The organism is Roseibium sp. RP-7 (genome assembly GCF_053005225.1).
On sequence record NZ_JBRKQA010000002.1, the window covers coordinates 1,002,314 to 1,015,207 of the forward strand.

The 12,894-nt window shown below is 60.4% G+C and carries 13 protein-coding genes; 9 read left to right on the top strand and 4 right to left on the bottom strand.

Translation table 11 applies throughout. The features are described from left to right. Positions 1-130 precede the first annotated feature (130 nt). Positions 131-919 carry an aminoacyl-tRNA hydrolase gene (gene pth / locus ACVDG9_RS19335; RefSeq protein WP_370197662.1) on the top strand — a complete coding sequence of 263 codons (789 nt, stop codon included), beginning with the start codon at positions 131-133 and terminating at the stop codon, positions 917-919. A 51-nt stretch (positions 920-970) separates the two neighbouring features. Here the strand turns inward: pth and ACVDG9_RS19340 are convergent, their stop codons facing one another. Together ACVDG9_RS19340 and ACVDG9_RS19345 are read right to left on the bottom strand one after the other, a co-directional pair. Then, on the bottom strand, positions 971-1,576 hold the full coding sequence (locus tag ACVDG9_RS19340) for an OmpA family protein (RefSeq protein ID WP_055655899.1): 606 nt from the start codon (positions 1,574-1,576) through the stop codon (positions 971-973). Next, on the bottom strand, positions 1,573-3,267 hold the full coding sequence (locus ACVDG9_RS19345; RefSeq protein WP_173013835.1) for a C1 family peptidase: 1,695 nt from the start codon (positions 3,265-3,267) through the stop codon (positions 1,573-1,575). Before ACVDG9_RS19345 ends, ACVDG9_RS19340 begins: the two co-directional genes overlap by 4 nt. A gap of 232 nt (positions 3,268-3,499) precedes the next feature. Here ACVDG9_RS19345 and ychF point away from each other — a divergent pair, with 232 nt between their 5' ends. From ychF to ACVDG9_RS19365, 4 genes are all read left to right on the top strand, one after another. Beyond that, complete coding sequence (ychF, locus tag ACVDG9_RS19350) at positions 3,500-4,600, top strand: redox-regulated ATPase YchF (protein ID WP_022998103.1); 1,101 nt, start codon at positions 3,500-3,502, stop codon at positions 4,598-4,600. Positions 4,601-4,760: 160 nt separating this feature from the next. Next, positions 4,761-6,059 carry an MFS transporter gene (locus ACVDG9_RS19355; RefSeq protein ID WP_022998104.1) on the top strand — a complete coding sequence of 433 codons (1,299 nt, stop codon included), beginning with the start codon at positions 4,761-4,763 and terminating at the stop codon, positions 6,057-6,059. Positions 6,060-6,224: 165 nt separating this feature from the next. Further along, entirely contained in the window at positions 6,225-6,908 is a 684-nt protein-coding gene (locus tag ACVDG9_RS19360) for a fumarylacetoacetate hydrolase family protein (RefSeq protein ID WP_022998105.1), read from the top strand. A gap of 309 nt (positions 6,909-7,217) precedes the next feature. After that, positions 7,218-8,993, top strand: a complete 1,776-nt coding sequence (locus ACVDG9_RS19365) for an SLC13 family permease (protein WP_022998106.1) — start codon at positions 7,218-7,220, stop codon at positions 8,991-8,993. 8 nt (positions 8,994-9,001) lie between these two features. Here the strand turns inward: ACVDG9_RS19365 and ACVDG9_RS19370 are convergent, their stop codons facing one another. Then, positions 9,002-9,901: an AraC family transcriptional regulator gene (locus tag ACVDG9_RS19370; RefSeq protein WP_447238743.1), complete on the bottom strand. Its 900-nt coding sequence runs from the start codon at positions 9,899-9,901 to the stop codon at positions 9,002-9,004. A 189-nt stretch (positions 9,902-10,090) separates the two neighbouring features. On the opposite strand from ACVDG9_RS19370, the gene ACVDG9_RS19375 reads away from it, so the two are divergent. The 4 genes from ACVDG9_RS19375 to ACVDG9_RS19390 all read left to right on the top strand — a co-directional run bounded on the left by ACVDG9_RS19375 (position 10,091) and on the right by ACVDG9_RS19390 (position 12,478). Next, positions 10,091-10,990 carry an NAD-dependent epimerase/dehydratase family protein gene (locus tag ACVDG9_RS19375; RefSeq protein ID WP_447238744.1) on the top strand — a complete coding sequence of 300 codons (900 nt, stop codon included), beginning with the start codon at positions 10,091-10,093 and terminating at the stop codon, positions 10,988-10,990. A 118-nt stretch (positions 10,991-11,108) separates the two neighbouring features. Next, a complete protein-coding gene (locus ACVDG9_RS19380; RefSeq protein WP_022998109.1) occupies positions 11,109-11,471 on the top strand; it encodes a hypothetical protein in 363 nt (120 codons plus the stop codon). 72 nt (positions 11,472-11,543) lie between these two features. After that, positions 11,544-12,002, top strand: coding sequence for a MaoC family dehydratase (locus ACVDG9_RS19385; RefSeq protein WP_022998110.1), 459 nt, complete (start codon positions 11,544-11,546; stop codon positions 12,000-12,002). Next, on the top strand, positions 11,999-12,478 hold the full coding sequence (locus tag ACVDG9_RS19390) for a MaoC family dehydratase (RefSeq protein WP_055655912.1): 480 nt from the start codon (positions 11,999-12,001) through the stop codon (positions 12,476-12,478). Before ACVDG9_RS19385 ends, ACVDG9_RS19390 begins: the two co-directional genes overlap by 4 nt. Before the next feature lie 113 nt (positions 12,479-12,591). On the opposite strand, the gene ACVDG9_RS19395 is transcribed toward ACVDG9_RS19390, so the two are convergent. Further along, a complete protein-coding gene (locus ACVDG9_RS19395) occupies positions 12,592-12,834 on the bottom strand; it encodes a hypothetical protein (protein WP_075282487.1) in 243 nt (80 codons plus the stop codon). Between the last annotated feature and the right edge of the window lie 60 nt (positions 12,835-12,894).

Here is a 12,894-nt window from a genome sequence, read left to right on the forward strand (position 1 = left end):
GGCCTCCGCCTCCCTTCCCCTTGCGGGAAAACTTGCAGAGCAGCCGCCATCGGCTGCTTTTTTGTTTCAGGATTAGCCAGCCTGTCTGCATTGCGCTAAATGCAGCACGCTCTACCTTGAAAGGCACACCATGAAATTGATCGTCGGCCTGGGAAATCCGGGCGCCAAATACGAAGGCAATCGGCACAATATCGGTTTCATGGCCGTTGATGAGATCCATCGCCGCCACTCCGGCTTCCAGCCCTGGAAAGCCCGTTTTCAAGGTCAGGTTTCCGAAGGCCGCCTCGGCTCGGAAAAGGTCCTGCTGCTGAAACCCAGCACCTACATGAACGAATCCGGCCGCTCTGTCGGCGAAGCCATGCGTTTCTACAAGATCGAACCGGCAGACATTGTCGTCATCTACGACGAACTCGACCTGCCGCCCGCGAAATTCCGCATGAAAATCGGCGGCGGCCACGGCGGCCACAACGGCCTGAGATCAATCACGGCGCATATTGGCGAAAGCTACCGCCGGCTGCGCCTCGGCATCGGTCATCCGGGCGACAAGAAGCTGGTGTCGAACTACGTGCTGGGTGATTTCGCAAAGGCCGATCGGGACTGGTTGGAGCCGCTCCTGATGGAAGTCGCCGATCAGGCCGGACTGCTGGCCGAAGGCAAGGACAGCCAGTTTGCCAACAAGTTGACCCTGGCCCTGGAGCCGGAAAAGGCACAGCGCAAGGGCAAGAGCCAGGACGGCAAGGCAAAGGATGGCACGACCGGAGCCGCCAAGGCCGTTGCTCCCGGACAGGGCACCCCCGCACCAGCCAAACCCAAGGGCCAGAGCCATATCCGCCAGGCCCGGCAAGGCAAGTCAGTCAATTTACCCAAGTCAGGGCCCATGGCTGACATGCTGAAGAAGCTGCTCGGCGGCGGCGACTGAGGCCGGTCCCTCCAAGAACACCAGCACAACCGGGCTGCCTGCCTTTGGCGGTCAGGACAGCGGCTGAACGTTGATGATCTCCACACGCCTGTTGCGGCCGCTGGCCGGATCGCCCGGATCGACAGGACGGCTTTCGCCGTACCCCACCGGCACAAGCCGTTCACGGGGGATCGTATAGAACGCAGCCAGAAACTCCGCGACCATGAAGGCCCTTCGTTTCGACAGGTCCAGATTATAGGCCGACGTGCCGCGCAGGTCCGTGTGCCCGGCGATCTGGAAACGCATGTTCCTGAGCCGTGGATCCTGCAAGGCCTGTCCGAGCGCCTGCAACGTCAGAATGCCGTCGTTGGTCAGTGAGGCGGAATCGAACTCGAAATTGACCGTCAGATTGATGCGCGGCAGCTCCACTTCCGGCGGCAACTGGCCCTCGATGCTGATCCCGCGAAACGGGTGCGGTTCCTGCTTTCGCATGGACCGGGATTTCGGCGCGCCGGCGTCTGGCAACAACGCGTTGATGATCTGATCCGGCGTGACGGACTGAGCGGAGACGCCGGCTGGCAGCATCAAGGGGACCAGCAGCGCCAGAACGGGTGCCAATGCCAGGCGGGCGGTCGCAAATTCGATAAGAAAGCGCATGTCGAAACCTTTGAGTGTCACTCTTCCCGGATCGTCAAATGAAGGACGGCTGCAGAAATCTCACGTGGCAGGCTCATTTCGTCCGGCCGGTCCGCCATCCCTGCCCGCAATGCCGTCAGGAAATATCTATCGTCCGCGGTACCGGCGCCGCCTTCAGCGCTCACAGGCATGGAGAATTGCCCGGATCCGCCGTTTTCCAGTTCTTCCAGTTGGATGACGGGGCTATGAGCTGCAATCACGATAATGGCTTCCGATCCGGCAGGGGGCTGCACGGTGAACTTCTGACGCCCCTGCCGGCCATCGCCATAGACGAAACGGTCGCCGAATTGCACCTGCTGGCGTACCGGACCGCGACGCGGCAAGAGGTTCACCACAGTGCCGTCGGCCTGCAGATAGACGATGTAGAGAAACGAGGCGAAATCCGGTGCAGTCACCTCGAATGCCAGCGAATCTCCGTAGCGTAGATCCGCACTGCCTCCCAGGAGCCGAATGCGCGGTCGCGAAGGTTCCGCCAGTGGCCGGGCAAGGGTCTTCAGGGCTTCACACACGGGCCAGGGCCTGACATCGATTTTCTGAAGCTGCTCGGGCGGAAACTCCGCTTCCAGTTTCCGGAGCGCTTCCTGAGTACTCACGAAACCGGCGAGCAGCGGCATGCCGTCCGGCGTATCTTCGCTCACGTAAAGGCTGCTGCAGCTATCCCCCGCAAAGGCCACCTCATTGTCCCGGTCGGTTCTGGTCAGCCCTGGCACCGGACGCGGCGGCACGATGGACGTGCGCATGATCGACGCGTTGTGCATGTCGGCCTTCGTTGCCTCGTAGCTGATCCAGCCATACCCGTCTCCGGACCAGTATGGCCCCCAGGAGTTCTGGACGAGGAATGCCTGACGCCGTTCATCGTACCCGACGAACACCATCTGGTGTCCTCCGGCGGCCCCGCTGTGACGCCCGAGCGATCCCTGGTAGATCTCTCCCGATTTCAAATATTGCAGCGTCACCCCGTCCGGCGTCTGGGAGGACGGCACCACGCCGACCATCAGGAACCCGGTGGCCACGGGGTTACCCGCCGCCAGCTGCTGCTTGATCGCATCCAGATCCCGGTCCGTCGCGTTGCGGCGCTGGCGCCCCTTGTCGAACACGAACAGGAAGTCTCGAATGCGGAACCTGTCGGGGGCCATCGTTGCGGTTTCCACCCGTTCCGAGCACATGGCGGCGTCCGGAATGTCGTCCTGGTCGGGAGAGCCGTTGCCCTTGAAATAGGCCATCGCCAGAAGCGCATGACTTCCGGCGGTTTCACACGCCTCCTGCCGGTTGCGGATCTGCGAATGGAGAAACGCCGGACTTGGCGTGAAGGTGCGGTTGCCGGGCTCCACGTTGTTTTCAAGCGCAGCGTAATAGCCGCGCATGGCATACCCGATGGCATAGGAAACACAGCTGCCGTATGTCTGCAGCAGGGGTGGTGGCATCATTGGCGACAGGTCGATCGCGTCGGGGATATAGGCCCGTGTGACATTTACCTGTCCGACGCCTTCCAGCAGCGCAGGATCGATCGGCGCATCGCCCAGAAGGCCCGTAAGATCACGCGGATTGAAGCTTTGAGCCGATGCCGGACTTGCCGAGAAGACAGTGGCACAAGTGGTGACGGCAGCCAGGGTGGCAAACAGGCTGCCGGAAAATGCACACAGAAACCCGTGTTTCTTGCGACTGAAAATCATCGCGTCCCAATTCCCAAAACAATCGCCCAAAACACCCACACGACTATAACCGATAAACAACCGGAGGGAAGCTTTCAGCCGGATCACATCGCCGAACGCCTTTCCTTTTGCCGCTTCATCCTGACATGCTCTTGACAAACACCCGCCCGCAGTCCGCCAAAGCCTTGACCTCTTGACCCGGCTCGGGCATTTAGCGCTGCAAAGTCTCAAGACCAACCGAAAGCGAACTCCCATGGGTTTCCAGTGCGGCATTGTCGGACTGCCGAATGTCGGCAAGTCCACACTCTTCAACGCGCTCACCAAGACGGCAGCTGCACAGGCTGCCAACTATCCGTTCTGCACCATCGAGCCGAATACGGGCGAAGTTGCCGTTCCGGATCCGCGCCTCTACGCGATCCGTCAAGTTGCAGGGTCCAAGGAAGTCATTCCGACGCGCATCACCTTTGTCGACATCGCCGGCCTCGTGCGCGGCGCCTCCAAGGGCGAAGGCCTCGGCAACCAGTTCCTGGCCAACATTCGCGAAGTCGATGCCATCGCACACGTGCTGCGCTGTTTTGAAGACGACGACATCACCCATGTGGAAGGAACCGTCGACCCGATCGCCGATGCCGAAACGGTCGAGACCGAACTCATGGTCGCCGACATGGAAAGCCTTGAGCGCCGCATTGCGCCGCTGAAGAAAAAGGCCTCCGGCGGCGACAAGGAAGCCAAGGCTGTGCTGCCCGTCATGGAAGCCGCGCTGGCCCTGCTGCAGGACGGCAAGCCGGCACGCGTTCTAGAAGTGTCCGGTCCGGATGAAGAGAAGATCCTGAAGGGTCTGAACCTCCTGACTGCAAAGCCGGTTCTCTACGTCTGCAACGTCGACGAAGCATCCGCAGGCGAAGGCAATGCCCTCTCCGCCAAGGTCGCCGAAAAGGCGAAGGCAGAAGGCGCTGCCGCCGTCGTGATTTCCGCGGCCATCGAGGCGGAAATCTCCCAGCTCGACAAGGAAGAACAGGAAGAGTTCCTGGAGACCATCGGGCTTGAAGAGCCGGGCCTCGACCGGCTGATCCGCGCGGGCTACGGCCTGCTGGGCCTGATCACCTATTTCACGGCAGGCCCGAAGGAAACCCGCGCCTGGACCATCACCGAAGGCACCAAGGCCCCGGGCGCAGCCGGCGTCATCCATACGGATTTCGAACGCGGCTTCATCCGCGCGCAGACCATTGCCTACGACGATTACGTCGGCCTCGGCGGCGAAACCGCAGCCAAGGAAGCGGGCAAGGCTCGCGACGAAGGCAAGGAATATGTCGTCAAGGACGGCGACGTCCTGCTCTTCAAGTTCAACACCTGACGAAATCCCGCGCAGGCAGCCAAGCGCCGCCTGCGCGTTTCCAGTCCGCTTCCACCTCCCGGTCAGCCGCCTTCCTCAGAAGGCACGGAAACGGAAGATAAAGACATCCCCTCTAGGGTTACCCGGACATACGGGAATTCGACCTGCAGGAGGGGCCAATATGGCGGGACGAAGCGACACCAGGATCCGCAAGATCATTGCGGGAACGGTGGGAAACACGCTGGAATGGTACGATTTCGCCGTCTACGGCTATCTTGCCCCCATCCTTGCGCAACAGTTTTTCCCGAGTGACGATCCGACCGTCAGCCTGATCAGCACCTTCGGTGTCTTTGCGGCAGGCTTCCTCATGCGTCCCATCGGCAGTCTGCTGCTCGGCCATATTGCCGACAAGACCGGCCGCAGCCGGGCCCTTCTGTTGTCCGTCGCCCTGATGGCCATTCCGACGACGCTGATCGCCTTCTTGCCGACCTACGACCAGATTGGCATTGCCGCACCCGTGCTGCTGACGCTGCTGCGGTTGCTGCAGGGGCTTTCCGTCGGCGGCGAATACACCGGCTCGACCGTCTATCTTTACGAGATAGCCCCGCCCAAGCGTCGGTGTTTCACGGTTTCCTGGGCCCTGGTCGGGGCAACATTCGGCATTCTGCTCGGTTCCGGCGTGGCGGCACTGGCAACCGGCCTCCTGCCGGCGGACGATCTGGGAAGTTGGGGATGGCGCATTCCCTTCGCCTTCGGTCTGCTGGTCGGCCTGACCGGTTTCATGATCCGAAGCGGCACCAAGGCAGAAGAAAGGGATCAACCGCCCTCCTCGCACGATCCTGTCAGTGCTCCGGTTGGCGAGGTCCTGCGCAACCACCGACCCGCCCTGCTGCGGACGATAGCGTGCAACATCCTCAACGGTGTCGGCTTCTATCTGACGTTCGTCTATCTCACGTCCTACCTGGTCGACTACGTCAAGTTCACGGAAAGCCGGGCCCTGACGATCAACACCAGCGTGATGGTCGTCTTCATGCTGCTGTTGCCTATTGTCGGCTATCTCGCCGACAGGATCGACCGAAGAACCATACTGCTGTTCGGATCGGGCGGTGTCGCCCTCTTCGCCCTGCCGATGTTCTGGCTGGTGCATCATCCGGATCCGGTCATGGTCATTCTGGGCCAGCTCGGCATGGCCGTTATTCTCACCGCCTTCTTTGCCCCGCTCATGGCCGCCATGGTCGGCCAGTTCCCTGTGTCCGTGCGCGTGACAGGCTATTCCATCGGCTATAACATCCCGCTGGCGCTCTTTGGCGGCACGGCACCGCTGTTTGCCACCTATCTGATCGACAAGACTCACCTGCAGCTCGCGCCGGCGTTCTACATGATCGCTGCCGGCCTGCTGGCCTTCGTGGTCATCTGGTTCATGCCTTCGGAGGACGGTAGTATCAGCCAGGACGAAGAAGCGGAGCCGGCTCCAACGTAGTGCAGGGCAACAGGACCACCTGCGTTCCGGTCTGAACGCCTCTGGTGTGCCCAACAAATCGCACGGCAAAGGCTGGCTCCACCGGGGCGAACATAACTCCCGCTCGACAGGATGCTGCCGAACCCGGTACAAGCAGGCTTTCGTCAATTCTCGAAAGTGTCTGCGATGTCGACCGTCATTCCGGCTCCCTTCCCCACGATCCTCCCCGTCAGTGAAAGCCAGAAGGGTTTTCCAGTCCGCCGGGTCTATTGCGTCGGTCGAAACTATGCCGCTCATGCCGTGGAGATGGGCCACGATCCTAACAGGGAAGCGCCGTTCTTCTTCCAGAAGAACCCGGATAACCTCGATCCTTCCGGCGAATTTCCCTATCCGCCCCTGTCCAGCGACGTGCATCACGAGGTCGAACTCGCGGTCGTTCTGAAGTCCGGCAAGCGCAGCATCCCGGCAGCCAGTGCACTTGAACATGTTTACGGCTACGCCGTTGCCCTCGACATGACCCGCCGCGACCTGCAGGCGGAGGCCAAGAAGGCGGGGCGCCCGTGGGAAGCCGCCAAGGCTTTTGAACGCTCTGCCCCTATCGGCCGGATCATGCCGGCGGCAGACAGCGGCTTCCTCGACCAGGGCCGGATTGCTCTCAGCGTGAACGGAGAGCTTCGCCAGGAAGGCGACCTCAACCAGTTGATCTGGAAAATACCGGAAATCATCGCCAAGCTGTCCGAGCTGTTCCAGCTTGGTGCGGGCGACGTCATCCTGACCGGAACCCCCGCTGGTGTCGGCTCCGTCCAGCGCGGCGACCTCATGCTGGCGACCATCGACGGCTTGCCGGAGCTGACCGTCAGGGTCATTTGACAGGCCCGGGTGGGCCTTCGCGCGCGCTTTGAGATCCCCGGTATTGCCGCATTGCAAGGGCCCGGAAAGCAGCCGCTTTCCGGGCCTGGTCTTATTGGCCTTCTCACGCCCTTGAAAGCTGCGGAACCTTTTGGTGGCAATCCGTGTTTAGAAGTCGTGGTCCCGGTTTCTCCGGCAACGGCGCTGTCCAGCTCCGTTCGGCCGGAAATGCAAAGGAAGACGGACCAAGTCCTTTAAGTGGTCTTGAGATTGCGGGTCGGCCATGTTCAGGTCGAACCCGGATTTTGAAGTCTTTGCCGGAGCCTGTTCGTGACCTTTGACCAGATTGCCCTGTTCGTCCTCTTCGGCACTGTCTTCGCACTGCTGGTCTGGGGCCGTATCCGCTTCGATCTCATTGCCTTTGGCGCGTTGATCCTGGGTGCGTTCCTGGGTCTCGTCCCTTCCGAGGAAATCTTCTCCGGCTTCGGCCATTCCGCCGTCATGATCATTGCCCTCGTGCTGATCGTCTCGCGCGGGCTGATGAACTCAGGTGCCGTGGAACTGATTGCGGGCGTGGTGATTTCCGCTTCCAGAGGCCTGTCGCGGCATATCGGTCTGATGGCCATCGTCGGCGCCAGCCTGTCGGCAATCATCAATAACGTGGCCGCGCTGGCATTGCTCATGCCGCTCGATATGGAGGCGGCCAAGAAGGCGGAACGTTCGCCCGGCCTCTCCCTGATGCCCCTGTCTTTCGCAACCATCCTCGGCGGCATGATCACCCTGATCGGAACACCGCCAAACATCGTCATCGCGCAGTATCGTTCGGATGCCTTTGGTGCGCCCTTTTCCATGTTCGATTTTGCCCCTGTCGGCCTCGTGGTCGCAGTGACAGGCATTGCCTTTGTTGCCCTGTTCGGCTGGCGCCTGCTGCCCCGCCATTTCCGGGACAAGCCGAAACAGGAGGGCTTTGCCGAAAGCCTTTATGCGGCCGAACTGAAGGTCGGGGAAATCTCGGAAGAAAAGCCGCTTACCGTCGGCGATCTTTACCCAGTTGCCGACGAGAAGGATGTCGCCATCATCGGCCTCATCCGCAATGGCCGGCGTGTACGCGGGTTTGCCCGCCGCGAGGCGATCAAGTCCGGAGATTACCTGTTCGTGGAAGGCGACCCCAAGGCTATCGAGGCCTTCATGGGCGCGGCCAAGCTGGAATTCGCCGGCTCAGAACAACACAAGGGCGGCCTGAACAACGACGCCCTGTCACTGATCGAGGCAATCGCGCCGGACAATGCCAGGATCATCGGCCGGTCGAGTTTCGACATGCGTCTCCTTTACGGCCACAGCGTTACCTTGCTCGGCATTTCCAGGCAGGGTCGCCGTGTACAGAAACGCGTTCGCCACGAAGAGATACGCCCGGGGGATGTGCTCCTACTGCTGGGCACCCCGGAGCGGCTGGAAAGCGCCTGCGCCTGGCTTGGTGTCCTGCCTCTGGAAGGACGCAAGACGGGCGTTATGCAGCGCAACAAGGCCTGGCTGGCCATCGCAGGCTTTGCCGTTGCGATTGCAGCAGCCGTTGCTGGCCTTGCCTATCTCCCGGTTGCCCTGGCTGCCTGTGTGATTTTTTATGCCGCCGCCGGCCTGATCAGCGGGTCGGAGGTTTATCAGTCCGTGGAGTGGAAGGTGATCGTGCTGCTCGGCTCGTTGATCCCCCTTGGACAAGCATTTGAGGAAGCAGGCAACGCTCAGCTGATCGCCGACGGTATTCTCGCCCTCACCTCGACGGCTCCGGCCTGGGTCACCCTCGCCATCCTGATGGTGGTGACGATGACCCTTTCCGATTTCCTGAACAACGTTGCCACCTGCCTGATCGCAGCGCCCATCTCGGTCCAGATCGCCAATTCCCTTCAGGTGAACTCCGATCCGTTCCTGATGGCGGTGGCGGTTGCATCGTCCTGTGCGTTCCTGACGCCGATCGGCCACAAGAACAACACCATCATCATGGGCCCGGGCGGCTATCGCTTTGGCGACTACTGGCGTATGGGCCTGCCGCTCGAGATCCTCGTCCTGGCCGTCAGCATCCCGGCCATCCTGCTGTTCTGGCCGCTCTGAAGCAGAGCTCAGGCAGCAGGCTTCAGAGGCAGGCAGATGTCGGTCAGAAGGTCCGCCGGCGCCGTGTCGCGCGGGTTGTTGAGATAGACTTCGAGACAGGGCGCATCGTCCGGTTCACGGCCGGACTGCGTCAGCCACTCGCCGTAAAGCCACTCGTAGGCCCATTTCATGTCGGCGTAGGGTCCCTTGTAACGCAGCACCGCGTAGTCACCGGCACGCGTTTCCCGCTTTTCGAGCGGAGCATCGACCGGGAAGCTATCGTTTATGACCGCTCCGGCAGCCGACTGCAGATCATCTTCGGCAACATGGGTCGGGTCGGAATAATAGAGCGCCTTCATCGCACCGATCCGGTCGACCAGCTGACGGCTCACCAGAATGCCGAAAAGTGTCTCAAACGCCTTGCCGATCTCCATGTAGGCGCCTCGGTGAGGCAGCACGGCCAGGGTTTCGGACGGAAGGGTTTTGACGGAAACGTCATGCATTGGAGCTGGTCCTTTCTGTTTGGGAAGTGGTGCACCGCCGTTGGCCGGCTGAACCCGGCGCGAGGAAACGGAGGAGCGGTAGGTGGTGGGGGTCTGGCCGTAAGCCTGTTTGAAGCTGCGTGAAAAAGCCTCCAGGCTGCCGTAACCGGCCCGTTTTGCGACGACGGGCAAGGCCAGGTCCGTATAGGCAAGGTCTCCCGCGGCACGATGAAGGCGCAGACGCTTGACCGTCGCGAAGATGGATTCGCCGTAGGTCGACTGCCAGACCCTGTGCCAGTGTGAGGGAGAAAGGGCTGCCACCTCGGCAAGCCTCGCCAGATCAGGATCCTCGTCGAGGTTGGCGTAGATATATTCGATCACCCTTGTGAAACGGCGGACATAGCCGTTGTCTCGCGGTGAGAGTGTGAGCTTTTCGTGATTGGTCATGGACTTGGCCCCGTTCGATTGATGGGACCCTAGCACTATGCTTTTTGATAAATCTTGCTGACTTCCAGCCCCTCACACCGGCACATTCCGGAAGAACAAGGTCTTTCTTCCAGAAAGACAAAACAGGCACTGGCTTCCGGCGTCGGAATGGCCATGATGTACGCAACTCAAAAACAGGGGAGTTGAACCATGACCACCCAGAAACGCATTCTGTTCACCGGCGGTTCCGGCAAGGCCGGACGGCACGTCATTCCCTATCTGCTGGCGCAGGGACATCGCGTCGTCAATGTCGACCTGAAACCGCTTGATCATCCAGGTGTCGACAACCTCATTGCCGACATCACCTCATCGGGTGAAATGTTCAACGTCATGACCAGCTACGCCAATTTCGATGAACTGGAACCGGGCAACGGGGTGCCAACTTTCGATGCGGTGGTCCATTTCGCGGCCGTGCCGCGCATTCTCATTCATCCGGACAACAGAACCTTCGAAGTCAATACGATCGGCACATACAACGTCATTGAAGCCGCCGTGAAGCTCGGCATCCGCAAGATCGTGATCGCCTCTTCGGAAACCACCTACGGCGTCTGTTTCGCCGATGGCGTGGTCGACCCGAAGGTGCTACCCGTCGAAGAAGATTATGACGTCGACCCGATGGACAGTTACGGGCTTTCCAAGGTGGTCAACGAACAGACCGCCCGCGCCTTCCAGCGCCGGTCCGGCTTCGATATCTATGCGCTGCGGATCGGCAATGTCATCGAGCCGCACGAATACGACCGGTTCCCGGATTTCTTTGCCAATCCTGCGCAACGCCGCAGAAACATCTTCTGCTATATCGATGCGCGCGACCTCGGTCAGATCGTCGACCGCTGCCTCGAAAAGGACGGGCTCGGCTACCAGGTCTTCAACGCCGGCAACGACACGAATTCCGTCGATATTCCGAATGCGGAAATCCTCAAGCGCTTCTTCCCCGACGTGCCGCTGAGGCGGGAACTCGGCGAGCACGAGGCCCTGTTTTCGAACCGCAAGATCCGCGAGGTTCTGGGCTTCCAAGAAGAGCACAACTGGCGCAAATACGTGACCGTATAACCGGCGATCCAGGCAAGAACGAAGGCTGGCGGATTTAGTTTTACTTCCGATACGGCTGGGACTAGCTTCTGAACGCAACACTGTCGGGCAGCAAGGCTGCCCACCTGGGAAACGTGCCATGAAGCTACTGAAATCTGCCACTCTCGGCCTTGCCCTCCTGGCGTCTGCGACTGCAGCCGTCGCACAGGGAACCGGCTCGCAAGGGTACTTCCAGATCTACAACAACACCGAAGACAACGTCGTCGTCGGCTTCTACACCAATGACGGCGACGGCTGGTCGGACAACTGGCTGTCCGGACCGCTTTCGCCGGGTGAAAGCGCGAAAGCCGAGTTCGCCGCCGACACCGGCAATTGCGCGCAGACCTTCCAGGTCGGCTGGCTGGCCGACGACGATACCGAAGTTCTCGACGATCCGATCGACATCGATATCTGCGAAGCCAGCAACGTCTACATGGATGATAACGAGATCTATTACGACTGATCTTTTCTTCCAATCTCAAGGCGGGAACGCGAACCATCGCGTTTCCGCGGACTGCCAACACCACCGGAATTCATGACCGATCTCCTTTATTTTGAAGACTTCGAACCTGGTCAGGTCTTCGAGCTGGGCTCCCTCACCGTCAGCAGGGACGAAATCATCGATTTCGCTGCCGAGTTCGATCCGCAGCCTTTCCACCTCGACGAAGAGGCCGGCAAGGCATCCATCCTCGGTGGGCTCGCTGCCTCCGGATGGCATACAGGTTCGATGGTGATGCGCCTGCTTGCCGAAAATTTCCTGACCAGAACAAGCGGCCGTGGTTCGCCGGGTATCACCAAGCTGCAGTGGAAGCGTCCCGTTCATCCAGGTGACTGTCTAACGGCCCGGGTCGAAATACTCGACACAAGAGACTTGCGGTCGAAACCGGACCTTGGCCTTGTCAACATTCGCGTGACGGCCAAGAACCAGAAGGGCATCGAAGTGCTCGTCTGGGAAAACCCGAACCTGTTCGCAAGACGGGAGGTCGCCCGGTGAGTGCCTTTTTCGAAGATATTGAAGTCGGTGACACGCTTGACCTTGGGGAACACACCTTCACCCGGGAAGACATCGTGCGCTTTGCGGAAAAATACGATCCGCAGGCTTTTCATCTCAGCGAGGAGGCTGCCGCGCAGACCCATTTCGGTCGCCTGTGCGCTTCCGGTTGGCACACGGCAGCGGTATTCATGAAGCTCTGGGTAGCCAGGCACAAGGCTCTTCAGGAAGAAGCGCTGGCGGCAGGGCAAACACCAGCCAATATCGGCCCCTCGCCCGGGTTCGAGGATCTCAAGTGGATCAGGCCGGTCTTTGTTGGTGACACGCTGCGCTACCGGCGTGTGGTCACCGGCAAGACCGAAAGCCGGACCCGCCCGGACTGGGGTCTCGTTCATTCCGACATGCAGGCCTTCAATCAGGACGGTACGCTGGTGTTCTCCTTCAAGGGCACGGTGTTCGTCGAACGCCGCAAGCGCTAACCGGACAATTAGTCGGCCCTGTTAAGACGCAAAAGCGTGCTGCGTCCTCAAGACGGCAACACGCTTTGCGGTTGGCGATCCTGTCTTGCCATGCCTCGCATGCGAGCTGTGCCTCAGCGGCAGACGTCCAGGATCCACAAGAAGGCCATCGGCACCATGGTCAGCGCCGGCAGGATGATCGCCGGGTATCCGAAGGCATAGATCGACACCGCCCAGATCATCGCGAGATTGGCGATGAACCAGTATTTGGCATCTTCCGCGCCATAAAGCGCTTCCTTGAGAAACAGGTTCAAGATGGGCACGGCCAGAAGCAGCCGTAGCACCAGGACTTCCTTGGGGGCAGATGAAGCAGACATCTCTTCTCCGGATCTTAGGGAAAACACGTAGAGTTTGTCCCTAATCCGTTTGCCTGTTCC